The organism is Nostoc sp. FACHB-133, from assembly GCF_014698055.1.
In the GTDB taxonomy this organism is placed as follows: domain Bacteria; phylum Cyanobacteriota; class Cyanobacteriia; order Cyanobacteriales; family Nostocaceae; genus Nostoc.
Genome location: NZ_JACJSH010000017.1, coordinates 109,037 through 131,907, shown reverse-complemented (window position 1 = coordinate 131,907; position 22,871 = coordinate 109,037). Strand labels below are relative to the sequence as shown.

23 protein-coding genes are annotated in these 22,871 nt (G+C 41.7%); 11 read left to right on the top strand and 12 right to left on the bottom strand.

The annotated features are described in order from the left end of the window. Positions 1-332: 332 nt before the first annotated feature. The gene (locus H6G86_RS15910) at positions 333-1,433 is read right to left on the bottom strand and encodes a glutamate--cysteine ligase (protein WP_190935135.1); all 1,101 of its coding nucleotides are present in this window, start codon (positions 1,431-1,433) and stop codon (positions 333-335) included. 300 nt (positions 1,434-1,733) lie between these two features. On the opposite strand from H6G86_RS15910, the gene H6G86_RS15905 reads away from it, so the two are divergent. Further along, positions 1,734-2,411, top strand: a complete 678-nt coding sequence (locus H6G86_RS15905; RefSeq protein WP_190935134.1) for a Mo-dependent nitrogenase C-terminal domain-containing protein — start codon at positions 1,734-1,736, stop codon at positions 2,409-2,411. 74 nt (positions 2,412-2,485) lie between these two features. After that, positions 2,486-3,514: a GTPase ObgE gene (obgE, locus tag H6G86_RS15900; RefSeq protein WP_190935133.1), complete on the top strand. Its 1,029-nt coding sequence runs from the start codon at positions 2,486-2,488 to the stop codon at positions 3,512-3,514. Positions 3,515-3,765: 251 nt separating this feature from the next. On the opposite strand, the gene H6G86_RS15895 is transcribed toward obgE, so the two are convergent. After that, positions 3,766-4,824, bottom strand: coding sequence for an aliphatic sulfonate ABC transporter substrate-binding protein (locus H6G86_RS15895; RefSeq protein ID WP_190935132.1), 1,059 nt, complete (start codon positions 4,822-4,824; stop codon positions 3,766-3,768). A gap of 785 nt (positions 4,825-5,609) precedes the next feature. Between H6G86_RS15895 and H6G86_RS15890 the strand changes: the two genes are divergently transcribed. Genes H6G86_RS15890 through H6G86_RS15880 form a run of 3 tightly spaced genes read left to right on the top strand, consistent with a single transcriptional unit; the run spans position 5,610 to position 7,285 of the window. Next, positions 5,610-6,215, top strand: coding sequence for a vWA domain-containing protein (locus tag H6G86_RS15890; RefSeq protein ID WP_190935131.1), 606 nt, complete (start codon positions 5,610-5,612; stop codon positions 6,213-6,215). Between the two features lie 41 nt (positions 6,216-6,256). Further along, positions 6,257-6,862, top strand: coding sequence for a vWA domain-containing protein (locus H6G86_RS15885; protein ID WP_114085107.1), 606 nt, complete (start codon positions 6,257-6,259; stop codon positions 6,860-6,862). A 27-nt stretch (positions 6,863-6,889) separates the two neighbouring features. Beyond that, complete coding sequence (locus tag H6G86_RS15880) at positions 6,890-7,285, top strand: salt stress protein, Slr1339 family (protein WP_190935130.1); 396 nt, start codon at positions 6,890-6,892, stop codon at positions 7,283-7,285. Between the two features lie 138 nt (positions 7,286-7,423). Here the strand turns inward: H6G86_RS15880 and H6G86_RS15875 are convergent, their stop codons facing one another. From H6G86_RS15875 to H6G86_RS15865, 3 genes are all read right to left on the bottom strand, one after another. After that, positions 7,424-7,771: a winged helix-turn-helix transcriptional regulator gene (locus H6G86_RS15875; RefSeq protein WP_190935129.1), complete on the bottom strand. Its 348-nt coding sequence runs from the start codon at positions 7,769-7,771 to the stop codon at positions 7,424-7,426. 108 nt (positions 7,772-7,879) lie between these two features. After that, a complete protein-coding gene (locus H6G86_RS15870; protein WP_190935128.1) occupies positions 7,880-8,704 on the bottom strand; it encodes a class I SAM-dependent methyltransferase in 825 nt (274 codons plus the stop codon). Between the two features lie 129 nt (positions 8,705-8,833). Continuing rightward, positions 8,834-9,580 carry a ferritin-like domain-containing protein gene (locus H6G86_RS15865; protein WP_190935127.1) on the bottom strand — a complete coding sequence of 249 codons (747 nt, stop codon included), beginning with the start codon at positions 9,578-9,580 and terminating at the stop codon, positions 8,834-8,836. Positions 9,581-9,765: 185 nt separating this feature from the next. On the opposite strand from H6G86_RS15865, the gene H6G86_RS15860 reads away from it, so the two are divergent. Continuing rightward, positions 9,766-10,332, top strand: coding sequence for a thermonuclease family protein (locus H6G86_RS15860; protein WP_190935126.1), 567 nt, complete (start codon positions 9,766-9,768; stop codon positions 10,330-10,332). Positions 10,333-10,396: 64 nt separating this feature from the next. On the opposite strand, the gene H6G86_RS15855 is transcribed toward H6G86_RS15860, so the two are convergent. Beyond that, positions 10,397-11,284, bottom strand: coding sequence for a carbohydrate ABC transporter permease (locus tag H6G86_RS15855; RefSeq protein WP_190935125.1), 888 nt, complete (start codon positions 11,282-11,284; stop codon positions 10,397-10,399). A 334-nt stretch (positions 11,285-11,618) separates the two neighbouring features. Between H6G86_RS15855 and H6G86_RS15850 the strand changes: the two genes are divergently transcribed. From H6G86_RS15850 to H6G86_RS15840, 3 genes are all read left to right on the top strand, one after another. After that, the gene (locus H6G86_RS15850) at positions 11,619-11,909 is read left to right on the top strand and encodes a type II toxin-antitoxin system RelE/ParE family toxin (protein WP_190935124.1); all 291 of its coding nucleotides are present in this window, start codon (positions 11,619-11,621) and stop codon (positions 11,907-11,909) included. Between the two features lie 3 nt (positions 11,910-11,912). Next, positions 11,913-12,242, top strand: coding sequence for a type II toxin-antitoxin system RelB family anti-toxin (relB, locus tag H6G86_RS15845; RefSeq protein ID WP_190935123.1), 330 nt, complete (start codon positions 11,913-11,915; stop codon positions 12,240-12,242). 71 nt (positions 12,243-12,313) lie between these two features. Beyond that, a complete protein-coding gene (locus H6G86_RS15840) occupies positions 12,314-12,589 on the top strand; it encodes a BrnA antitoxin family protein (RefSeq protein ID WP_190935122.1) in 276 nt (91 codons plus the stop codon). A 193-nt stretch (positions 12,590-12,782) separates the two neighbouring features. Here the strand turns inward: H6G86_RS15840 and H6G86_RS39870 are convergent, their stop codons facing one another. Together H6G86_RS39870 and H6G86_RS15825 are read right to left on the bottom strand one after the other, a co-directional pair. Beyond that, on the bottom strand, positions 12,783-15,905 hold the full coding sequence (locus tag H6G86_RS39870) for a caspase, EACC1-associated type (protein ID WP_313931075.1): 3,123 nt from the start codon (positions 15,903-15,905) through the stop codon (positions 12,783-12,785). 234 nt (positions 15,906-16,139) lie between these two features. Next, the gene (locus H6G86_RS15825) at positions 16,140-16,331 is read right to left on the bottom strand and encodes a hypothetical protein (protein WP_190935121.1); all 192 of its coding nucleotides are present in this window, start codon (positions 16,329-16,331) and stop codon (positions 16,140-16,142) included. Positions 16,332-16,429: 98 nt separating this feature from the next. Here H6G86_RS15825 and purN point away from each other — a divergent pair, with 98 nt between their 5' ends. After that, a complete protein-coding gene (gene purN, locus H6G86_RS15820; RefSeq protein ID WP_242064834.1) occupies positions 16,430-17,152 on the top strand; it encodes a phosphoribosylglycinamide formyltransferase in 723 nt (240 codons plus the stop codon). A gap of 161 nt (positions 17,153-17,313) precedes the next feature. Here purN and H6G86_RS15815 read toward each other — a convergent pair whose 3' ends face one another. The 3 genes from H6G86_RS15815 to H6G86_RS15805 all read right to left on the bottom strand — a co-directional run bounded on the left by H6G86_RS15815 (position 17,314) and on the right by H6G86_RS15805 (position 20,666). Further along, positions 17,314-18,732 (bottom strand): aldehyde dehydrogenase family protein, encoded by a 1,419-nt coding sequence (locus tag H6G86_RS15815; protein WP_190935120.1) that lies wholly within the window; start codon positions 18,730-18,732, stop codon positions 17,314-17,316. A gap of 103 nt (positions 18,733-18,835) precedes the next feature. Next, complete coding sequence (locus tag H6G86_RS15810) at positions 18,836-19,879, bottom strand: nitrilase-related carbon-nitrogen hydrolase (protein WP_190935119.1); 1,044 nt, start codon at positions 19,877-19,879, stop codon at positions 18,836-18,838. 25 nt (positions 19,880-19,904) lie between these two features. Further along, positions 19,905-20,666, bottom strand: coding sequence for a red chlorophyll catabolite reductase (locus H6G86_RS15805; protein WP_190935118.1), 762 nt, complete (start codon positions 20,664-20,666; stop codon positions 19,905-19,907). Between the two features lie 178 nt (positions 20,667-20,844). Between H6G86_RS15805 and H6G86_RS15800 the strand changes: the two genes are divergently transcribed. Beyond that, positions 20,845-21,783 (top strand): NmrA/HSCARG family protein, encoded by a 939-nt coding sequence (locus tag H6G86_RS15800; protein ID WP_190935117.1) that lies wholly within the window; start codon positions 20,845-20,847, stop codon positions 21,781-21,783. A gap of 32 nt (positions 21,784-21,815) precedes the next feature. Here H6G86_RS15800 and H6G86_RS15795 read toward each other — a convergent pair whose 3' ends face one another. Continuing rightward, a complete protein-coding gene (locus H6G86_RS15795; protein WP_190935116.1) occupies positions 21,816-22,592 on the bottom strand; it encodes a red chlorophyll catabolite reductase in 777 nt (258 codons plus the stop codon). Between the last annotated feature and the right edge of the window lie 279 nt (positions 22,593-22,871).

Below are 22,871 nucleotides of genomic sequence, written 5' to 3'. Positions count from 1 at the left end.
AAATACCACCTTAATTCTGTAGCAAAATTCTTACATTTGATATTGACATTCTTTTCTCAAGGTTCCCTGTTTCTACTTGTACTTTGAAAATGCTAAAGTCTGCATCAATCTCTAGAATGAACTTTTCTATATCTGTGGTTGCAATAAAAATCAGTCTCTAGATATATCGACTTAATATAGTTGTCACAGCTTAATGACTTTGGGATTTCTGTTCAGTCACCTCGACTTTATCCAATCAAAGCACTTTCACAATGATGCACTTTACAGGAGATTTGTAAAGTATAAATTTATATAAATATTACCTTTTTTAAGGGGAAAAATAAATCTTTTCTTTAAACTTGATAAGTCTGCCCTATTACCTCTTCTATTGAACTTACACGATTGAACATTTCTATTAATTCATGGGATCTTGTTTTTCGCTTTGCCAGCAGTACTTTTAAGGGCATTAAATAATGAACATCTGGGTCATTTCCCAAGGCAACTTCAGCTGCTTGCAAGACTTTTGTTGCATTCTCAAAAATATCCTCGTTGTCAAAACCTTCTTTTGCTGAAATTTGATGTAATACTGCATCGGGTACAGTTTTTCTACCTAGTAAGGTGTTATCTAGCACCAAACCTTTCAATAAAGCTAGCAAAGACGCGTAGATTAAAAAATCATCACAACTATCACAAGCTTTAAATTCAATGCGTCCTACTTCAGCCGGAATGCGGGCGATTTTTGTTAGCGAAGGTATACTATTAATTAGTTGTTCTTCTTTCTGAACAAAAACTAGGGCTGCTGGCCTTTTCCCAGTTCTGATAAACGTTCGTACCGATAACCCATCCCATAAACCTCCGTTATAAAAAGGGGAGCTATAACTAAAAGGGACGATATAGGGACTATAATAAGTTAGCTTTTTGCCAATATCAATCACACTTTCAGTAGACAAATCTGCCACTGAAATATTTAAATCTGGCCCATAAGACACCATGTGAATATTAGCAGTTTGTTCGTCAGGATAAGCCTCTAGCTGTTTGATTTCATAATCATTTAATGGAGGTTTAGGTTCAAAAGCCGGATTGTAGGGATTAAAACTGACCAAAACTGGTGATAAGTCAAAGTTAGCAGCAACTTCACGTAGTAAGTGAAAACTTTCTGATAATTCTGTAATAGCGCCTTGAATATCAGAATGTATAGTTGTTCTAATTTCAATACCTTTAACATGACAGTCTATCACTTCATCGGAATCTGCAAACCTTTCAAATCCCTCAATGTACCATCTCTTCATCTTAATACCCGCATCACCTACGCGCAGTTGAGGATAATCGCTGGGATATGTGGGTAACTTTTCAATAATTTGATTAAAATCAGCAAATTTTGTGTGGGAAAAATCAGCAAATTTACCTTCTTTATTTAGGAACGCGACTTCATGCTCAATGCCAAAGAAAAACATTATCTATACCTTTATTGCTTATAGTTAATCTAATCTGACTAATAGATAGATATTTCCAAAAATTAAATATGCTTTCCTAGAACCCTTGTAGAGACGTAGCACGAATATTTGAGATACTCCAATCAATTTTGCTTTAACTATAAAAATTCTCAATAATATGATAAATGAATTTTACCCTAAGATCGGCTTTTGCGATTTGAAAACCTCTCTGATTTATTTTTCTGTGTTGCCCTGACTATCTTCTCAGTCGCCGATTAGGGTAGCTTAGTAGTGACTGAGGAAAGCTTGAGACGTGAGTTTATGACAAGTACCGTTCAATCCCCCTATAGCAGCGAACAGATTGCCGCTTGGTTGCGTGGGCTGCTCACCATTGCTTGGGCAGATGGTAATTTTGATGCCCAAGAACAGGAATTAATAGCCAATATCACCAAAGATGAATTAGCTCCTAAGATTAAATGGGACTCGCTAGAGGTAATTACGCCAGAGGAATTAGCCGCAGTGTTGGGTAAAGGTACACCAGCTGCGGAAAATTTCTTAAGGACAGCGATAATGGTAGCGATCGCAGATGGTACTTATTCTCCCAGTGAAGATGAGGTTCTGCATCAGTTCTGTCAAGCCTTAGAACAGCCAGAGGAGTTACTAGAAGCCCTTCGCCATACCCTAGAACACCCACAGCAACTTACCCCTACGATCGCCAGCCCTGGACTTACAAAGCGTCAAATTGATGCACTACACCCCCTGCGTGACTGGCTGGATGGGCTAGATATCCAAGACCCAAGAGTAGCCCGCTTTTTGTGTAAAATGATTCCCTCCCAGTGTCCCTTTGAGCGGGATGTCACCTTATTTGGACGCAAGATTGTCCACATCCCCCCAATGTGTAAAATCAACCCCTTGTATGAGCAACTGGTGGGCTTACGTTTCCGCGCCCTCTCTTATCTAGCAGATAAATGTGGTGAAGATGTTTCACCATATATTTAGTTAGAGTTAGGAGTGAGGAGTAAGGAGTTATAATTTGTAACTCCTCACTCTTCACTTCTCATTATTATTTAAGTATGCAATTTATCGATCAAGCAAAAATTGAAGTTGAAGCTGGTAAGGGCGGCGATGGTATTGTCGCCTTCCGGCGAGAGAAATACGTGCCGACTGGTGGCCCCTCTGGTGGTAATGGAGGGCGAGGCGGTTCGATATTTTTCGTAGCCGACGAAAACCTACAAACCTTGCTGGACTTCAGATATAATCATCGCTTTCAGGCAGAAAAAGGAACTCGTGGTGGGCCAAATAACTGCACCGGAGCAGGAGGAAAGGATTTAATTATCGAAGTTCCCTGCGGTACAACTATTTATGATGCTGAAACTGGCGAACTGCTGGGAGATTTAACTGAGCCTCAGCAGACTTTACTGATTGCCCAAGGTGGTAAAGGCGGACTGGGAAATCAGCATTTCTTGAGTAACCGTAATCGCGCCCCAGAATACGCCCTCCCAGGATTACCGGGGGAAATAAAGCAGCTGCGTCTGGAGTTGAAACTTTTGGCAGAAGTGGGGATTATTGGCTTACCAAATGCTGGAAAATCCACTCTAATTTCATCTTTATCAGCAGCACGTCCTAAAATTGCCGACTATCCCTTTACTACTTTGATCCCAAATTTGGGTGTAGTACGAAAACCAACTGGCGATGGTACTGTTTTCGCCGATATTCCTGGACTAATTGCGGGAGCATCTCATGGGGCTGGGTTGGGGCATGATTTCTTGCGTCATATTGAGCGCACGCGAGTGTTACTTCACTTGATTGATGCCACTAGTGATGATGTGATTAGGGATTACAACACAATTAAAGAAGAATTAAAAGCTTATGGACAGGGTTTAGCAGAACGTCCACAAATTTTGGCGCTGAATAAAATTGATGCCGTAGATCGGGAAACTGTCGATTTGGAGGCTTTAGCTACCCAACTTAATCATCTCTCCTACGCCCCGGTTTTTATAATTTCAGCAGTTACTCGCACCGGCTTAGAGCCGATGTTACAAGAAATCTGGGGAATTCTCGACCAAATGAAGGTTCCTGAAGAAGTGGAGGCATTGAGATAATTCGTAATTCGTAATTACTACTTCATTGGCAAGAAAGAGCAAATATAGATTATTGGAAAAACCACATCTGTCGTAGGGGCAATTCATGAATTGTCCCTACAACGAAGCTCTATTCTCATCAAAGAATGATTAATAAAAACCTAAAACGACGTATTGACGTTGATACACAACATAATTCTTTTGCAACCTTTGTAAATCTAATCGTAATAAAAGCTCTTAAAATTACGAATTACGAATTACGAATTATATGCTCAAGGCTTAACTTCTAAAGGGGTTAAAGTAGCATATTGTTCCGAGGAAAGTGTCGCTTCTTTAACATTGATTTTCTTAGTGATAAATTTCTGCTCATAAAATAAGTCAGCAATCTTTTGCTGTCCTGACAAAACTTCTTCATTAAGGAGTCTTAATGTATAAAGCCTACGTTTTGATACCAGTTCTAGTGTTGGAACATCAATTTTTGCTTCAGGTGAAATCAATTCAGCTACTTTACGTGGGTTAGCTTCAGCCCATTTGCCGATGTTATTGACTTCTTCTAAGATGACTTTAACTACATCAGGATTATCTTTAACAAAATTACGTGAGCCTAACCAGTAGCCTCCTTGGGTAGTAATCCCTTTACCATCCCGGATAATCCGAATCCTACCAGTTTTCTGAAATAGAGCAAGATGGGGGTCGCCAATTACAGCTGCATCAACGCTCTTACGCTCAAATGCAGCACGAGTTTCTAATGGTGTGAGATTAATGTGTTTAATATCGCTGAGTTTCAGCCCTGCTTCTTGCAAAACCTTCAAAACGAAATACTGCTGTGCAGTAGCTCTTTGAAAGGCCAATCCTTTACCTTTGAGGTCAGCTATTGTCTTGATTGGAGAATCTTTATCGACTACAACAGCAGTTCCCTCACCAGTTCCAGGTTTGCTACTAGCAACATAAACAAAAGGAACACCCGACGCTTGAGCAAAGATGGGGGGAGTTTCACCGACAAAGCCGAAATCTACACTTCCTACATTCATTGCTTCCAAAAGTTGTGGGCCAGCAGCAAATTTTGACCATTCGACTTTCATACCCAGTGGGGTTAAACGTTTCTCTAACAGTCCTTGAATCTTGAGTAAGTCTCCAGCTGTCATATAGCCCATGTGTAAGACTTTTGTCTTAGTGCTATTAGAGCTATTAGAGGCGTTAGCGGTTTGCTCTGGTGTATTTGGTGCTTTACAACTGACTAAAGTCGTGGATAAACTGAATACTCCACCTACTAAGAATAGTAGAGAGTAATTGAACAGCTTTAAGTAAGATTTGCGCGATATTTCTACCATAATGGATTAGTAAATATTTAATGTTTTCGTTTTTTCGCTACTGAATTTCTACCGTTTGCACTACTGGCAATTAGCTAAAAATTTAAATGAAATTTTTAGCTGATAAATTTAATTAAGCAGTTTTACCAATGGCATGTAGCTTTAAACTACTATAAACCGATCGGTTTATAGTAGTTTGTTGTTTGTACGGATGCTATCATAGACTTCTGCAAGAATCAAGCAGTAAATAAAGCCATCATTCCATAGAGACAATTTTTGGACTTCTAGCAAAAAAGAGGACGATTTACTGATAGAGGTGCCTCTTGTTACAGAGATACTTGCCACCTACTGACATTGCAATACGCAGTAATTTTATACTTAATTATGCTAGATACACTTACAGGCGAAAAACCGACAGCCTCATGCACAATGATATTTGCTGAATTAGGTAATATCATGTCCGGCTAATTAGTTGTCATTGCAAACGAAGTGTTCATGGAGCATCTCGTAGAGAAGCAATCTTCGAACTCATGCAATTGCTGTGTTCCAATCACAATGGCATATCCTAAGTGATTAGGAGGACATGATATAAAGCGATCGCAGACTATAACTATAAACTAGCTTCATCTATATTCTGATCCGAGATACGGCATTTCTCGGTGAAATTGGAAGTCCACACTGTACTTTGTAATCCAAGTCAGTGCGGCTAGTTCACGTAGAAATTGATACAAAAGCTTAAAGGCTTTGCTTACTGGTAAAAAAACGGAGTTAGACTAGAATTGCAGGGTAACAATCAGAGGAAAATTATGATGAGCGATCGCGACTATACATTAATCATTGATAAAAGCGGTAGTATGTCCACACCCGACCAAGTGGGCGGTAGAAGTAGATGGGAGATTGCCCAAGAGTCTACACTCGCTTTGGCAAGAAAGGCCGAACAGTTTGACCCCGATGGCATCACCGTTTACTTGTTTTCCGGTAGATTTAAACGCTACGATGATGTCACTTCAGCCAAAGTCGCACAGATATTTCTCGAAAATGACCCTGCTGGGACGACAAACTTAGCAGGTGTGCTTCAGGACGCAATCAATAATTACTTTCAACGCAAAGCAGCCGGTAAAAGCAAGCCAAATGGAGAGACAATTTTAGTCATCACCGATGGTGAACCAGACGATCGCAAAGCTGTATTTGAAGTTATCATTCATGCTACTCGCCAGATAGAGCGTGATGAAGAATTAGGAATTTCGATCATTCAAGTAGGTTCAGATGCCCAAGCAACTAAGTTCCTTAAAGCTTTGGATGACCAGTTACAAAGTGTCGGCGCTAAATTTGATATTTGCGACACGGTTACTTTAGACGACTTAGAAGAAATGAGTCTTGTAGATGTATTGACTAACGCAATAACTGACTGATTAGTTTAAAGTTTTTTATTAAATAATTGGGAAAATTATAAATGCTAGAAAATCGTGATTACACCTTAATTATTGACAAAAGCGGCAGCATGGCAACCCAAGATCAAAAAGGTGGCAGAAGTAGATGGTTTGCAGCGCAGGAATCTACTTTGGCTTTAGCTAGCAAGTGTGAGCAATTTGACCCAGATGGTATCACTATTTATTTATTTTCTGGTAAATTCAAGCGATACGAAAATGTGACATCCAGTCTAGTAGGGCAAATTTTCCGAGAAAATGATCCCTCTGGTACAACTGACTTGGCAGGTGTGTTGAAACACGCAACTGACGATTACTTACAACGCAAAGCAGCCGGTCAAACAAAGCCAAATGGTGAAACAATTTTAGTGGTTACTGATGGTGAACCAGACGATCGCAAAGCAGTTATGAAGGTAATTATTGAAGCTTCTCGCCGCATCGATCGAGATGAAGAATTAGCCATTTCCTTCATTCAAGTCGGCACAGATCCACAAGCTACTCGCTTTCTGAAAGTCTTAGATGATGAACTTCAAAGTGCTGGTGCTAAGTTTGATATCTGTGACACCATTACTATGGAAGATATGGAAGATATGAGTCTATCAGAAGTGTTGCTCAATGCCATTAATGACTAGATATATCATTATATAGGAATTGCAAAAATGGATTCCATTGATAAGCTGTTAGCCGAACTCCAAACTGAATATAAAGCAGTACAACCACAACAGCAACAGTCAAAATCAAGCACAGCCAAATCCTTTATTCCATCATCGCCAAAATCGGCATCTTTTATGGATAACATTTTGGCAGAAGTTAAGGCTAATTTTGCAGAAGAGGATGCTGCTATTGAGTTAAAAAAACAACAAGAACTAGAACAGGAGCGAATTCGCCAAGAACAACTCAAAGCCAAACAATTAGAGGGTTTGAAAATACAGGCAAAAGAATGGTTAGCCAAAGTAGATCCACTTTCGTCGGAAGGACTTTGGTTTGAAAGGTTCGCTGAAAGTTACCCCTCAAAATTGGAGGCAGCGATTGAATATTTAAGAAGCAATGAATAAACGTCTTCAAAAAAAATGTAGAGACGTAAAATATTGCGTCTCTATTAATTCTAGACATGTCTAAATAAACAATTCAAGATTCAAAAATAATCTCCTATCTCAAATTTAAAATGAGTAATTATTATTTATTACCCATGCTCAAAATTGATGGTGATTTGTTCGATTTGAGTGTTGAACAGCCCATTCATGCATAGCATAGAGAATTGGTTGCAAAGTTTCTCCTAAATGCGTTAGTGAATATTCTACTTTTGGTGGAATTTGAGGATAAACTTCTCGATGGATAATGCCGTCTTGCTCCATTTCTCTAAGTTGCTGAGTCAACATCTTTTGCGTAACTCCGGGTAAAGCTCGTTGTAACTCACCAAACCTTTTTACGCCAGTCATTAACTCTCTAATAATCAAAACTTTCCAGCGTCCGCCAATTACCTTTAGGGTTGTTTCTACTTCACAAGTCAGCCTGAGATTGTTTTCTGCTTCAGCTTTCATAGTCAGTTTTTAAGAAGTACCTTACTTAGGTTTGCTGGTAGTACCGCTAGTTAAAAGTATGGGTACATCTACAACACTCCACAAAATTTAACTGCTCTCTTTGATGGACTAAATTTTTTTGGCAATGTGAAAAGCGGAGATATATGAGAGATGAAGACTGCCTCCAAAGTCATCTTCTATGCTGTGCCTCAATCCTGTAAATAATGCTTCTTTGCTGTGTGGGGCTAACTTTAGGTACGGCGAGTAAGTGTTTAAAAGCATTAAATATTCATCAACATTATATGTCACTTCAGATGCAACTTGCCCGGATATTAAATCTTTAAATTGGCCCGAATCGATGGACATATTTCCTAATCCTCTCAATATCTCTTCTTGGGTTTCTATGTCTTCATATCGATCAAGCGATGGAGCATATAATTGATAGATTTTGGATAAGCGTTGATATACTTGATAGCAAGGTTGAAGTTCCTTGTTCCATAGTAAAATCAGGTAGCCAGGTTGTTGTAGGGCACTTGCTGCTTTTGGATATCCTACTTTTGGTGATATCCAATGAAAAGAACTTGCTGCTAAGACGGCATCAAATTTAGAAGTCTGTAGTGTCCACTCTTCAAAAGATGTATTCTCAATCTCTACATTGGGATACGGTTGACAATTCTGTTGAGCTAATCGAAAAAAATCTGGGTTGGGTTCTAAGCAAATCATTGAGCAACCCAATTGAGCGAATGCTATCGTTGCAGTTGCAGGGCCACATCCTACTTCTAGAATTTTTGAGTTAGTGGAGAGTTGAGCAATTTCCGCAACTTGGTGAATTAAATCCTCTGGATAGCGGGGTCGTGCCTTGTTATAAGCCTCTGCTGCTGGAGAATACCAATTTTTTCGCTGTTCGAGGTCTTTACTGGAGTAGCTGATTATTGCTTGTTTTAGGTCTTCCATAATCTACTTGGGAATAGCGCTTCAGAGAAAGCAATGTGGAATTAATTTGAAGAAGGCAATAGGCAATAGGAAAGAAGACTTTTTAAGTTGTACGGAGTTTTTTCACGCAATCAAATATGAGTCCTATAGTTACGTAGCTATCAACTCAGAATCGATTTCCGACGGCGCACTATCTTGGACTAGCGATCGCGTTTCACCGTTACGCTGGAGGATACCGCCAACCATTGCTAACAAGGCGTTTACCTTGCGCGTTCGCCACATATCTACAAGCTTTTCCACTTTGGCAGCAGACATCCGTCGCATCATCGCTTCATAGAGATAAGCAGCATGTCCAGTTTCATCTTGGGCAATACTTAGCATTCCTAACTTCAAGTTACGACCGGTTGGTTCGTTATCAGGTAATACTTTCGCCATTCGCGCAAAGTCTTTACTAGCATCTAACTCAAGAATGTATGTACTAGCCATAAACACATCCCACTCAATGACAGCAGGTTTAAGTTGTTCTTGGGTGTAGCCTTCAAAGAATGCTGCAAAAAAGGGACTACGTTGCTGTTGTGATTTGTTTGTGGTTGTAGTTTGGGGTTGACGCTTAAAATCTATAACTTGTTTATTCATCTGCTGTAAGGCGTGGGCAAAGACTTTACCGTGCCTAGTTTCATCTGATGCGTGTTTTGCTAGTTTTTCGGTTAACCATGTATCGCCTTCGGCTGCGGCGCGATCGCTAAGTGCAGATAAAAACGGCACAGAACCAGATTCAGCAAAATAAAATCCCGCCAGGATATTGGGACGAGTTTTAGAATCACGAATTTGAGCAGCAGAGTAATAGGCAAAAGCACCTGAACCAGCTAAATGCAGAATGTGAGTTAAGAAGTTCATCAGAAATTGCCACTGATAATTGGGAGGTTACAATTCTTATACTAATGTGCATTTTCTATTCGGGTGTGCCAAAGAGTTTTACCTGCTGGAATTTTCAATTGCCTGTGGCAGTATGTCAAAGGTTAACAAATATATCTCGTCATTTTGCTAATATCATGCCACAGAGGTAATGCAGGTGAGTTGTGATGGAGAAATTAAATAAACCAGTACGATTTTGGCTGTGTGCAACTATCATATTTTTGGGTTTGATAGGCTGCGATCGCTTTGTCAATACTTCTGGAGAACCAGTTGAGCGAGTTAGTGATGGCGATACTATAGTAGTTAAAGATAGCAGTGGTAAAAATTTTACCGTGCGCTTTGCTTGTGTAGATGCGCCCGAAATAGCCCACTCTAATAAAGAAAAGCAGAGTAAACGCACTAGCGATCGCAATCAATTTACTTGGGGTGTGAAAGCTCAAGAACGTGTGCAACAACTGGTGCAACAAGGAGGCGATCGCGTAACTTTGAATATCACAGATAGCGATCGCTATGGACGCAAAATTGCCGAAGTCCGTTTACAAAATGGCACTTTTGTGCAGCAGATATTGTTAAAAGAAGGATTGGCAAAGGTATATCGTCCTTACTTAAACAAGTGTCCTAGCAAAGACTTAGTTCAACAGGCCGAAGCTGAAGCCAAGGAACAACGTGTTGGGGTTTGGAGTGACACTAAATTTGTTAATCCTTGGGAATATCGCAGCCTATCAAAAAAATAAAGCAGGAGTCAGAATTCAGGAGTCAGAATTCAGAAGTGGTGAATACTCTATGCATAAAGTCCCCCTACTCCTCTTTCCAAGTTTGCAGTTGAAAATAAACTAATACCAGCGTCACTGCTAGTAAAACCGTTGCTGCTGCTGCTGCATAACCAAAATCAAACTGACCAAAAGCCTCTTGATAAATGTAGTAAACTAGCAAATTAGTGGAATTCAGTGGCCCGCCGCCAGTCATGACAAAAACTTGCTCAAAACTCCGCAATGTAAAAATCGCGGTAGTAATGACTGCAAATATCACAGTAGGGCGCAATCCAGGCAGGGTAATATACCAAAATTGTTGCCAAGCATTTGCCCCATCCAAATCTGCTGCTTCATAACGGCTGGGAGGAATTGCTTGCAAGCCTGCTAAAAAAACTACCATATTGAAACCGAGTTGTTTCCAAATACTCATTAGAATAATTACTGGCATTGCCCAAAATGTATCTCCTAGCCACGGGATGGCTGGAATGCCAAAAAAATCTAAAAGTCCGTTAACTGGGCCTGATGTTTGAAACAGCCAGCGAAATCCCAAACCGGCTGCCACAAGTGAAATAATCGAAGGTAGAAAGTATGCACTCCGCATGATGCCCCGCAAGGGAATAGAGCGGTTTAATAGCACTGCCAAGGCCAAAGAGATAACTAAACTGGGAATAATGGTGGCAACAGTAAAATAAAAGGTGTTACCCAGAACTTGCCAGAAGTCGGGGTTGAGTAGCAAGCGCCAATAGTTTTTTAAGCCTATCCAATAAGTACCTTTTAAGGTGAAACTACCAGCAGTAAAGCTGAGGTAAAACAAATAAGCGATCGGCCAAATGATAAAAACGCCCAGTAAAATTAGTGCTGGTGTGAGAAAAGTCCAGGCAGCTACTGTATCATTATCCAACCACGACTTAGCAGTATATATTTTTTTTGACATATATAATTTTCCTTTTAGCTGTTATGACCCTCCGCCCTGATTTTACCCTTAGCTTGGTTTCTCTCAGGATTAGCGATGTCTACGACGGGCTACGCCTACGCTTGGGTAAACTCTTAGTTCATAATGATTTCTAGTTGGAGTCTTTAAACTAAGTTTTGCATCAAAGCCCAGCAGGTGCCTAGTTTACAGCTGTAGGCAGCGCTTATACTTTAATATGCTATTATTAGCATAATTAGCATTAGATGAGTAAAAAACAAGAAAAAACCCTCAAATGGATTGCAAGCACTCTTGATGATTTAAAAGATTTCCCTGAAGATGTGCAAGATGAGATGTAATGGGTTATGCTCTGGATTTAGCACAACATGGTGAAAAGCATTCTGACGCAAAACCTTTGCATGGATTTACAGGCACTGGGGTTTTAGAAATTGTAGATGATTTTGAAGGAGATACATACAGGTCAATTTACACTGTTAAATTTGCAGGATTTGTTTACCTATTACATTCATTTCAAAAAAAATCAAAACACGGTATTGCTACACCAAAACAAGATATAGATTTAGTTAAAAAAAGACTCAAGGTTGCTCAGGAAGATTATTTACAAGAAATAGCAAAAACAGTGGAGTAAAAAATGAGCAACGAAAATGATGTTTATATTAGTAACGGAAATGTCTTTGCTGATTTAGGATTGTCTAATCCTGAAGAGCGCTTAATTAAAGCAGAACTTGCACGCAAAATTAGTGAAATTATTGCTAATCACCAATTAAATCAAGTCCAAGCAGCCGAAGTTCTTGGAATAGATCAACCAAAAATATCTGCTTTAACTAGAGGGAAACTAAAAGATTTTTCAATAGATAGATTGATCAGATTTATAAACATTTTAGGTAATGATGTAGAAATTACAATTAAGCCTAAACCAGAAAGCCGTTCAATTGCTTGCACGACTGTAGTTTGTGAATAATTATTAAACCAAAAGGCATACAGATAGTGATGATTTAACGCGGATTATTTCTGCAAGAAAGGCAACCAAATATGAGCAACGAATCTATTTCGAGCAATTCTCAGACTGATTGGCAACGGCTTGATGCTATGAGCGATGAAGACATTGATTTATCAGATTGCCCAGAAATTACACCAGAACTGTTTGCCAAGGCTACAGTTCGACGGGGTTTACCTGCGGCAAAAAATAAAGCACAGGTGACGTTACGCATTGACAGCGATGTATTAGAGTGGTTTAAGTCGCAAGGACGGGGTTATCAAACGCAGATCAATACCTTACTGCGAGCATATATGGAAGCTCATCGATAGTCAGTAAAGTGATTCTGGGGAATAGCTGAACTTTTGACGCATGGCTTACGTAAGTTCTTGGTTCATAATTATCTCTAGTTGCAGTCTTTATAACTCTATATTTTTGAAAAAAATTAGATCGTTCCGCTTCGCTACACTCAAAAAGGGTAAAGGAAAGAAGGGCAGAGGGCAAAAGTAGCTAAAGTATAAAGGGCTACTGAACAATCCTCCCAACGGCAGAAACGACAACCCGAAAACCAAGATTGCTGTGAATGAGATCGCGCCCCACCCTAAAGTTGAGATTACGGGACGCGGAACGGCATTTTCCAGGAAGGTCGTGCCAGGAACCGCCCCGCAGCATCCGAATTTTATTATCATTATCTATCCATGCACTTCCATCACTAGGCGCTCCTTTATAGCTGTCATGCCAAGTATCTTGACACCACTCCCAGACATTCCCGTGCATATCGTATAATCCAAAGGCGTTGGGTGGAAAACTTTCTACTTCTGTTGTTTCTTGACGATTTTTTCCTTTTAGTGCAGAAGCATAAGTGGAATCTCCCTCATAGTTAGCTAACTCAGTTGTAATCGTCTCGCCGAAGTGAAATGGTGTCGTTGTTCCTGCACGACAGGCGTATTCCCACTCTGCTTCACTAGGTAGGCAATATTCACGCCCAGCTTTTTGAGTCAGCTTTTTGCAAAAGTCTACTGCATCATCCCAGGACACTTCCTCTACAGGACGTTTTGCTCCCTTGAACTTAGACGGATTGCTACCTATTATTTGCTGGTACTGTTCCTGAGTCACTTCAAATTTGCCGATCAAAAAAGCAGGGATATTGACAGCGTGCTGTGGGTCTTCAGTATTGGCTCGACCATTTTCACCGGTTGGCGAACCCATATTAAAAGAGCCTCCAGGAATCTTAACCATATCTAAAGTTATGCCATTGCCTAAGTCCTCCTTAAAGAACTTAGCTTGCTTGTTAGGATCTCGCTTAATTACCTGTCCCTTTTTATCTACCGTTACCGTTTCAAACTTAAAGGTAATATATTTAGGTTCAGCTATAGAGATAGTTGTTGATTGATTAGTAGGTTGATTAGCAGGTTGATTAGTAGATTTAGGTGTCGGTGATTGACGCTTAAAAATTTCATGACCTACTACTGCTGTCACCAAACCTACACTTCCCAAGCCAGCCCACTTCAAAAACTTTTGTCGGGTTATTCCCTCTTGAGCCGGTTGAGTGGGTTGAGCAGAGCTTAACTGCTGAACCGGAGGTTTAATCGATTCTTGGTTTGCTACAACTCTGGTTTCAATTGCAGTAATGTCCATCTGCTGTAATTTTTGGCGATATTCTGCTTCCTGCTGCTGTCTGATTATCTCTTGCTGTTTCCGGTATTCTGCTTCTAAAGATGGTTGAATAATAATTGCTTCGATCGCAGCTGTTTCCGCATCATTTAGTTCTAATATTCGTTGAAAGCGCTGTAGTTCTTCACGAGTAGCATCACTAAGAGGATATTCAAACTGCATTGAGTCTCGAAACACCTCTTTATACTGTTGCCGCTTTTGCCGATGTTCCGCGATCGCCACAACAATTGGATTTTCAATTCCAGTCACATTCTCAGCAGTCAGATTCAACGCTTGATGACGTTGGGTTAGTTGAGAGCGTTTGAAAGTACTGAGCGGATATTCTTGCTGAATAGCTTCTGTAAATTCCTGCTCATATTTCCGCAGGTTTGCTTGATGCGTTTCAATCTCGGCATTAATCCGCCTCTCGATCGCACCCACATCTCTATCACTCAACCCCAACGTCTGCCAGGTTTGCTGCAACTGCTTTTGCGTCACCTCATCTGGATAATGCTGGCGCTGCGTCGCCTTCACAAACGCCTGCTCGTACTGCTGGAGTTTTTGATGATAGCTTTCAATTTGGGTTGTGATTTGCGCTTCAATTGGTGCAACATCTACATCTGTCAATTCCAAGTGTTGCTGCTGTTGGCGTAAGTCATTGCGGGTTGCCTCGCTGAGAGGATATTCCTGCTGCGTGGCAGTAAAAAACAGCCGTTGGTAATCCTGGAGTTTCTGGTGATATGCCTCTATCTCAGCCGTAATCTGAGATTCAATCGCGGCAATGTCGCTATCCGCAAGTTCTAATTGCTGCTGGGTTTGCCGTAAGCGATCGCGGCTTGCCGTGCTTAGGGGAAACTCCTGTCGCAGTGCCGTTGTAAACGCCTGCTGATAAGTTTGCAGGTTTTGCTGATGCGTCTTAAAGCGTGCAGTCACCTGTGCCTCAATGGGCATTGTGTCCTCATTCCGCAGCCCCAAGATTTGCTGGAGATTTTGCAGATCGTGGCGATCGCTATCGGTAATTGTCTCATCTCTTTCCAGTAGGTCGGTGAATACCTGCTGATACTGCTGGAGTTTTTCGCGGAACTCGTTGCGATACGGTTCTAACACCTCATCTTCCACCGCTTTCGCCTCAGTTGTCTCCAATCCCAAGCGAGTCCTTAGTACATCCAATGTCCGACGACCAACAAAGGAAATTTCGCCTCGATGAATAAATCGCGCTACCTCTTTACGGTATCGCTGCCTAGGATCGCCTGGAGCCACCTTTGCCAGTCGAATTTTAAAGCCTTCTCGAATTGCATAGATTTCGGGCTTCATCGCAGGCTGAACTTCTCGCACCTTCTGACTGGCGTATTCATGGAGTTCATCAATGGAGATAAACTCATCGTGATCGCGATCAGCTTCTCCTGACTTGATACCTTCAATTAAAAAACGAGTGTAAATCGATAAATCTTGCCCTTCTTGCTCAAAGGAATATTGAGTTGAAGTAGAAGAAGTCAATACGGCTCGTCCTTCACCGCCTAACTGCTCCCGGATGTCAATCGTGCCGTCATCTTTGGCAGACATACCCTCAGCAAACGCGCCACTAAAGCAGCTATCTAGGATCACCACCTGCCGCCGGGAGCGGCTTTCGCTCATGCGATCGTGAATGAAATTGGCAGATACCGACGTTGAGCGAATCAATTCGCCCTGCTGCGTCTTACTGGTGTTGCGAGTTGCCAGATACAGCCTACCGCGATCGTCTTTGATGCCGTGTCCCGAAAAATACAGCAACAGCAAATCATCTTTGTGCCGTCCAGAGAATAGCGTTTCGATCGCAATTTCTACAATTTGTCGTTCAGGATTTTTTAGCAGGGTAATATCTGGCGCAGCAAATCCACCCATCTCTGGATGCAGCAGTACCTCACAAACTGCTTCTACATCTTTAACTGCACTGGGCAAAGGGTTCAGCCCTGGCTCATACTCACTGACCCCAATCAGCAACGCTACCTTCGCCATTTAATTTACCTATGCTGCGATCAAATCCTATGCGGCTTTAATCTCTGTGTTGTTTCATTTATACCAAGTTTTAGAATATTATCTCTATCAACCGGATTACCGGATTAGATTATAAGCTAAATTTTTAGAGCAAAATTTAATCAAGCGTAGGCGTAGCCCGTCGTAGACATCGCAACATGGAAAGAGACACTGCTAAATTAAAGTATAAATCTTACCTATTTATGTAAGAAAAATCTAGGCAGCTACTATATCACTATCCAAGCACGACTTAGTAGAGCATTTTATTAATTCATAGCAAAGTAAATTTGGCAATACCTGCAATGTTAATGCATCGGCTGATAATACCAATACATCGGGTAACAATGCCAATACATCGGTTGACAATGCCAATGCATCGGGTAACAATGCCAATGCATTGGGTAACAATATTAATGCGTCCCTTTGCATTAAACAAGCTACGCTTTTACACAAAAGTGTACGTATTATATATTTTTGGCATCTATAATTTTCCCTTTTAGCTGTTTATGACCCTCCGCCCTGATTCTACCCTGAGCTTGGTTTCTCCCAGCATTAGCGATGTTCGCCAACAAGTCGCCCCTTTAAAACTAGGAATTATGGCTTCTGGGAATGGCAGTAATTTTGATGTCGTTGCCCAAGCTATCCAAGATGGGCAGCTAAATGCTCAAATTCAAGTTTTAATTTACAATAACCCCTCGGCGAAAGCAGCCGTCAGAGCAGCCAATAGAGGTGTAGAAGCTGTTTTATTGAATCACCGCAACTATAAAATTCGAGAAGAGTTGGATGAGAAAATTGTGCAGACATTGCGGCGCTACGATGTGGAATGGGTGATTTTGGCGGGTTGGATGCGATTGTTAACATCAGTTTTCATGGATGCCTTTCCTAACAAAATTATTAATATCCATCCTAGTTTGTTACCTAGTTTCAAGGGAATCCATGCTGTAGAACAAGCCTTGGCATCTGGGGTAAAAATCACTGGTTGTACGGCGCATATCGCTTGTTTAGAAATGGACAGTGGCCCAATATTGATGCAAGCCGCAGTACCAGTATTGCCGGATGATACAGCAGAAACACTCCACGCCAGGATTCAAATTCAAGAACATCGAATTTTACCATTAGCGATCGCTCTGGCAGCTTCTTCGTCAAAGTCATTTTTTAACGAACCGCAGAGGCACAGAGGGCACAGAGAAAAGAAAGAGAAGGAAAACAATTGCTTAACTGAACTGTAGTGGTCTATAAATCAATACAGTTCAGATAAGAGCAAAACACTTGTAGAGACGGCGATTTATCGCGTCTCAAAACCCCAAAATTTTTGCCAGTAGTCCTTAAATGAACCGTATTGGTCTATAAGTTTTCGTAACGTGCATTAATCCCTGGTTGTTGATAGTATTTATGATTCATTATCAAACCACCAAGGGTCATTAGTCGCATTAGTTTTAATTAAAATAGCTTTTTTCCGCATGAACCGTTTCAGTGCTGCTGCACCCATACGCGATCCTCCCATCCCAGAGAATTTGAAGGCGTTTTTCTCTCCCTCGTGCATGATGGCGGTGAGTGCAGCATCGTTGATACTAATAGCACCTGCATCTATCTGCTGGGCAATTTCTAGGGCTTCAGCTTCTGAGGCAAAAACAGCAGCACTTAATCCATAAATTGAGTCATTTGCTAAAGATACCGCTTCTTCAACTGTGGAAAAAGGCATTATTGGCATAATGGGGCCAAAAGTCTCTTCGGTCATCACTTTCATGGAATGATCAACCTGGGTAAGTACTGTTGGACGACACCACCAACCCCCACCCAAGTCTTCAATTACACCACCGCAGTGAATGACTGCTCCCTTTTCTACTGCATCTAGGAGATGATCGCTAATAATTGCGGCTTGTCTTTCGGCAATGATAGGGCCAATTTCTCCACTTTCAACAGTGGGGTAGGCTAGCCCAAGGCGATGTGCTTTGGCTACTAATTGATGGTAAAACTTTTCAAATATGGATTCGGCAACATAAATCCGCTCAATTGATAAACACGACTGTCCAGTGTTGACGACGGAACCCCACAAGATGGCTGAGGTTGCTAATTCTAAATTGGCTGATTCTAAAACGATCGCCGGATCTTTTCCCCCTAATTCCAAAAAAGCCGGAATAAACCGTTTTGCAGCCGCTTCTGCCACTTTTCGCCCTGTTGCAACACTACCTGTAAAACACACTAAGTCTACATTGTCAATCAAAATAGATCCGGTTGCACCTGCTCCTTCAACAAAAGTTAAGACATCGCGCAATTTAGGGACGGCGTTGAGTGCTGTTGTCAGTGGTGCAACGAAGCGAGGAGCGATTTCACTGGGTTTGACAATGACGGCACAACCCGCCAACAATGCCGGAATGGTATCAATAGTTGATAGCAACAGTGGAAAATTCCACGGGCTAATTATCCCCACTAGGGGGTAAGGAACGGATGTTTGTTGCAAGGCGATAAATGGAATTGCTGTGTTTTTTGCAGAGTCTTGCAGCAATTCTGGCGCTAACCTACACCAGCGATCAATGCTAGAGAGGAAAGAGTCTATTTCTAATACTGACGTTGATAATCTTCCCGTATCATTTACCAGAGCTTCCGTTAAGCGATCGCGCTCTGATACTATCGCTGCCTTCCACTGCTGTAAAGCTTCAATTCTCCCCTCTAAACCCAGTTTTTGCCAGCTAACTTGTGCCCGGCGCGATCGCTTGCATTGCTGTGCCAGCAACCTTGGGGGTGGCGGGATAATTACATAGTCAAATTTGCCAGTTCTGGGATTACGGACTTCTATTGGTTTTGTCATTTGTCATTTGTCATTTGTCATTTGTCATTGGTCATTAGTCATTGGTCAATAATTAATAGTTATTCTCCCCCTGCTTCCCATTCCCAATTCCCAATTCCCAAATTCAAATTATCCCCAGTTGGGCTAACCGATCAATTGTGGCTTGCTGGGTTTGCAAAAAGTGTTTGCGGTCTATTTCTCCCTCCAGCATAGTATTAGCTGGGTAAAAGTGTGATTGATGATAACTTTCGGCGTATAGTTCAAAGCGTTGACGGGCAAGTAAATTATGTAACCCCGGTCGGCGGCGATCGCGGCGTAAGGCTCCTAAATCAATCTCGGCAAATGCTGCCATGCTCTCGCCTGCACCTGTTTCGGCTAAAACGATTCCGCGATGATCGATGATTTTAGAGCCACCATCAGCCGAAGCTATGGGGATGGCAATATTAGCGATACCTGCGGTATTAGCTGAAACTACATAAGCCATATTTTCGACGGCACGAGTAATTTTTGCCGCGTCTTTGGGAGTGAGGTTTTTGTTGTATACTTCCGAAGTGGAATGGACAAAAATTTCTGCTCCTCGCATCGCCAGACAGCGTGCCACTTCTGGATATAAAATTTCTTCTGATGCTAAAGCTGCTAAATTACCGATCGCAGTTTTGGCTACTGGGAAAACTCCCTCTAAACCATAGCAGTCAAGATATTTATCCCAAACGTCATGAGGAGTGGGAGCAAATAAAGAATTTAGCCGCCGATACCGCAAGACAATTGAGCCGGAGGGGTCAAGAATAAAGCAGGTTTGGAAGTACAATCCGGGAAAGTTTGGATCAACTTCGTAGGCATTACCAGCTAAAAAGATTTTATGTTTTTGGGCAATTTTACCCAGCGCCTCATACTCAACACCAGCCATTTCTATACAGGCTTTTTCTGCCCACCCAGCGAGACTATCTCCCATCGGAAAACCAGTGAGGAAATATTCTGGCAGTACAATTAAACGACAATCAAAGCCAATGAAAGCGATACTGGCAGCAATTTGTTGAGCTAGGCGGTTGATGGAGTTTTGCATGAGCGATCGCGCTTCGTGGCGATCAGTAGCTTGGTTGACTGCATGACAGGTAACTTGGAGTGCCAAGGCCCGGAATGAGTTGAGATTATCAGTATTATCTGCCATGCTGTATCCAAATTTTTTTACTACCTTATAGAATACGATCACCACCCCAGAGCGATCGCACTAATTTATCCGTCATTTCTGCCCCAAATAGCCGCACAGCAATTTGGTTGTCTGGGTCGCGTTCTGCAACAGTACGGCGCACAAATAAGTCACGCTCAGATAAAGCAGTCCGTTCTGATTCCGCTACTGGTTCAGCTTCATCTACCCAACCTAGCCAACGATCTATCATCTCATGCGCTACCGTGTGGACACGAGCAAGTGTCTCTTCTGTAACTGGACTGGTGTAACACAAACTAGTATGAGATTGTACCTGACGGATATACAGCGTTTTGCTAATATACTGCTGAAAACGTGAATCTTTCAGGAACGCCAAATATGTCTGGTTCACAGGTTCGTAGTAACGATCCAAATAGTCGAGGTCAGTGAATAGATCGGTGCGAGGGACGTAATCTATAAAAAAGAACAGTTCTGGAACTGTGGCACAGACAATAGCCAAATGAGGAACACGAATCTGCGACTTGAGCCAAACAGTTAGGTGCATATTGCAAAAGCCAGATTTAGGTTCGCGCAACCATGAATGCACTAGCCAATCGATTTCTGGGCCAGAGAAGGTATTGACTGAGCCGTGTGCTTCTCCAATCAAAGCAGTGTAGTTTTGAAAGTTCTCGGTAGACGGATCTGAATGTAATTCAAAACGAGCGTCTATTTTCTTACGGAGTTCATTTGTCCAACCCCACAACTGCTCAAATAAGCCTGTATTGTCTACATTAATTTGCTGCTCAATCACTGTTTGTACCTTTTTAGATCAGAATGCAAACAAACATAATATAAAAGCAAAAAACCAGCATCTAGCTTCTGCCAGAATTCTTTCACTGAGCCAAAACAACTGTAAATGGCGTGGAATTATTGTTTGCTTCTCCTGTCTTTGGATAAACTTAAATCAAGAACTTCGGGTAGAAGAGAGAATGTCAAATTTGGGCGATCGCACAGAGACAAACACCGATAAAGTTTTACTCATCGGAGTTACTGGCGGCACAGGTGGAAATATCGTCAAAGGATTTCTCGAACAGGGAGTTAGCAACCTGCGAGTCATCACTAGAGAAATTGACTTTAATCGTCCAACTCTTGCAAAGCTCAATGATGCCGGAGTTGAACTGGTAAAAGCCAACCTCGACGATGAAACTTCTCTCATAGCAGCCTTTGCAGGAGTTTCGGCTGTTTACTGCCACGCCACTTCTGCGGACTCCGCTAAAATTGACCCGCTAGAGGTGGAGAGAGCCAAGCGAGTTGCAAAAGCTGCCAAACAAGCTGAAATTAAGCACTTTGTCTACAATTCCGCAGGTGGAGCAGATAGGAATTCAGGAATCCCTCGCATTGAGCAAAAGTATCAAGTAGAGAAAATTCTCAAAGAAGCGGGCTTACCGACTACCATGTTGCGAGCTTGCTTGTTTATGGAGGAGTTTTGGAAGAAGTACACGCGACCTTCTATACTCAAAGGTAGTTTTCCGTTTTCAATTCAGCCAGATAAACCCCTTCATCTAATTACAACGAAGGACATGGGCCGCGTTGCTGCTTATGTAATCAAACATCCTACCAAGTATATTGGTCAAGAAATTGAGCTAGCTGGCGATGTGCTGACTCCAAAGCAAATGGCAGAGGCATTCTCTCAAGCGCAGGGGATAAAAGTTGTCCATAAAGAGACACCTGCTTGGATTTTCTTACTCTTGCTGCAAAAAGAACTGTTCGATTTGATTCAGTGGTATCGCAAAAAAGGTTATCAAGCCGATGTCTGGCGTTTACGAGAAGAAGAGTTTCCTGGACTTCTGACCACATTTAGGGAATTTTTGGCAGAAACCCACTGGTCAAATGCGGAACTCACCTATGAGAGTCTGCGATCGCATTAGTACCTGTGGTAAAAGTTTGTATCCAAATTTTCTTAACGATGCCTACTGCCTACACCACCCCAGAGCGATCGCACAAGTTTATCTGCCAACTCAGAACCAAACATCTGTGCGACAAATTTATTACCTGGATCGCGTTCAGCACTGCTACGGCGCAGCGCCAAATCACGAGCCGCCAAAGCTTTCCGTGCATCTTCTGACACTGGTTCAGCTGCATCTACCCAAGTTAGCCAGCGATCGAGGGTTTCGTATGCAAGGGTGCGAGTTAGTTCGAGGGTTTCCAAGGTGGGTGCGCCTGAGTAGCACAATTTAACAGGCGATTGAAATAATCGAAGATACAGACTTTTGCTGGTAAATACCTTGAGGCGCGAATCGTCTTGCAACTTTAAAAATGTTTGGTTAACTGGCTCATAGTAGCGATCGAGATGTGCCAAATCGCTTAAAAGCTCAGTTCGGGCAATATAATCTATATAAAATAAAATATTTCCATTTGGAAGTGTGCCAAACTCAAAAGCCAAATGAGGAACCTGGATATGCGACTTCAACCAAGTGGTGAGACGCATAGTACTAAAGTTTGATTTTTCCGGGTTTCCCAACCACGAATGCACTAGCCAGTCAATTTCTTCCCCAGAAAAAGCAGTCAGTGAACCCTTCATATTGCCATCGAGACTACTGTATTGCTGTAAATCTTCTACAGAAGGATCTGGATGTAACTGGAAACGAGCCTCTAGTTTTTGGTGGAGTTCTTTTGTAATTCCCCACAACTGCTCAAATACAGCCTTATTGTCTAGATCGCTTGGTTGCTGAGTCATAGTTTGAGTTTGCGGTTTTTCTATAAACTTTATATTTAGTTTGACATTTTTTGGATCTAGCTATTTGCCCATATCAAGTAACATATTCATCGAATTCAGGACTGTGATAAAAAGCCCATCAACTAAAGCATGATAAAGCTATTGCAGCAATCTGTATCAACCGATGATTCTTCATTTGGCTCTTAATTTAGATGAATATTTTCAAATAGATATATAGTAATTCGGTTTGATTTCTGAAAAGATACGTAGGTGTGTATTAACGATCGCGTAACACACCCA

What these genes read in the sequence shown, in the direction of transcription:
- H6G86_RS15910 (WP_190935135.1), bottom strand. Translation starts at nt 1,433, where the DNA reads ATGTTTTTCTTTGGCATTGAGCATGAAGTCGCGTTCCTAAATAAAGAA.
- H6G86_RS15905 (WP_190935134.1), top strand. Translation starts at nt 1,734, where the DNA reads ATGACAAGTACCGTTCAATCCCCCTATAGCAGCGAACAGATTGCCGCT.
- obgE (WP_190935133.1), top strand. Translation starts at nt 2,486, where the DNA reads ATGCAATTTATCGATCAAGCAAAAATTGAAGTTGAAGCTGGTAAGGGC.
- H6G86_RS15895 (WP_190935132.1), bottom strand. Translation starts at nt 4,824, where the DNA reads ATGGTAGAAATATCGCGCAAATCTTACTTAAAGCTGTTCAATTACTCT.
- H6G86_RS15890 (WP_190935131.1), top strand. Translation starts at nt 5,610, where the DNA reads ATGATGAGCGATCGCGACTATACATTAATCATTGATAAAAGCGGTAGT.
- H6G86_RS15885 (WP_114085107.1), top strand. Translation starts at nt 6,257, where the DNA reads ATGCTAGAAAATCGTGATTACACCTTAATTATTGACAAAAGCGGCAGC.
- H6G86_RS15880 (WP_190935130.1), top strand. Translation starts at nt 6,890, where the DNA reads ATGGATTCCATTGATAAGCTGTTAGCCGAACTCCAAACTGAATATAAA.
- H6G86_RS15875 (WP_190935129.1), bottom strand. Translation starts at nt 7,771, where the DNA reads ATGAAAGCTGAAGCAGAAAACAATCTCAGGCTGACTTGTGAAGTAGAA.
- H6G86_RS15870 (WP_190935128.1), bottom strand. Translation starts at nt 8,704, where the DNA reads ATGGAAGACCTAAAACAAGCAATAATCAGCTACTCCAGTAAAGACCTC.
- H6G86_RS15865 (WP_190935127.1), bottom strand. Translation starts at nt 9,580, where the DNA reads ATGAACTTCTTAACTCACATTCTGCATTTAGCTGGTTCAGGTGCTTTT.
- H6G86_RS15860 (WP_190935126.1), top strand. Translation starts at nt 9,766, where the DNA reads ATGGAGAAATTAAATAAACCAGTACGATTTTGGCTGTGTGCAACTATC.
- H6G86_RS15855 (WP_190935125.1), bottom strand. Translation starts at nt 11,284, where the DNA reads ATGTCAAAAAAAATATATACTGCTAAGTCGTGGTTGGATAATGATACA.
- H6G86_RS15850 (WP_190935124.1), top strand. Translation starts at nt 11,619, where the DNA reads ATGGGTTATGCTCTGGATTTAGCACAACATGGTGAAAAGCATTCTGAC.
- relB (WP_190935123.1), top strand. Translation starts at nt 11,913, where the DNA reads ATGAGCAACGAAAATGATGTTTATATTAGTAACGGAAATGTCTTTGCT.
- H6G86_RS15840 (WP_190935122.1), top strand. Translation starts at nt 12,314, where the DNA reads ATGAGCAACGAATCTATTTCGAGCAATTCTCAGACTGATTGGCAACGG.
- H6G86_RS39870 (WP_313931075.1), bottom strand. Translation starts at nt 15,905, where the DNA reads ATGGCGAAGGTAGCGTTGCTGATTGGGGTCAGTGAGTATGAGCCAGGG.
- purN (WP_242064834.1), top strand. Translation starts at nt 16,430, where the DNA reads ATGACCCTCCGCCCTGATTCTACCCTGAGCTTGGTTTCTCCCAGCATT.
- H6G86_RS15815 (WP_190935120.1), bottom strand. Translation starts at nt 18,732, where the DNA reads ATGACAAAACCAATAGAAGTCCGTAATCCCAGAACTGGCAAATTTGAC.
- H6G86_RS15810 (WP_190935119.1), bottom strand. Translation starts at nt 19,879, where the DNA reads ATGGCAGATAATACTGATAATCTCAACTCATTCCGGGCCTTGGCACTC.
- H6G86_RS15800 (WP_190935117.1), top strand. Translation starts at nt 20,845, where the DNA reads ATGTCAAATTTGGGCGATCGCACAGAGACAAACACCGATAAAGTTTTA.
- H6G86_RS15795 (WP_190935116.1), bottom strand. Translation starts at nt 22,592, where the DNA reads ATGACTCAGCAACCAAGCGATCTAGACAATAAGGCTGTATTTGAGCAG.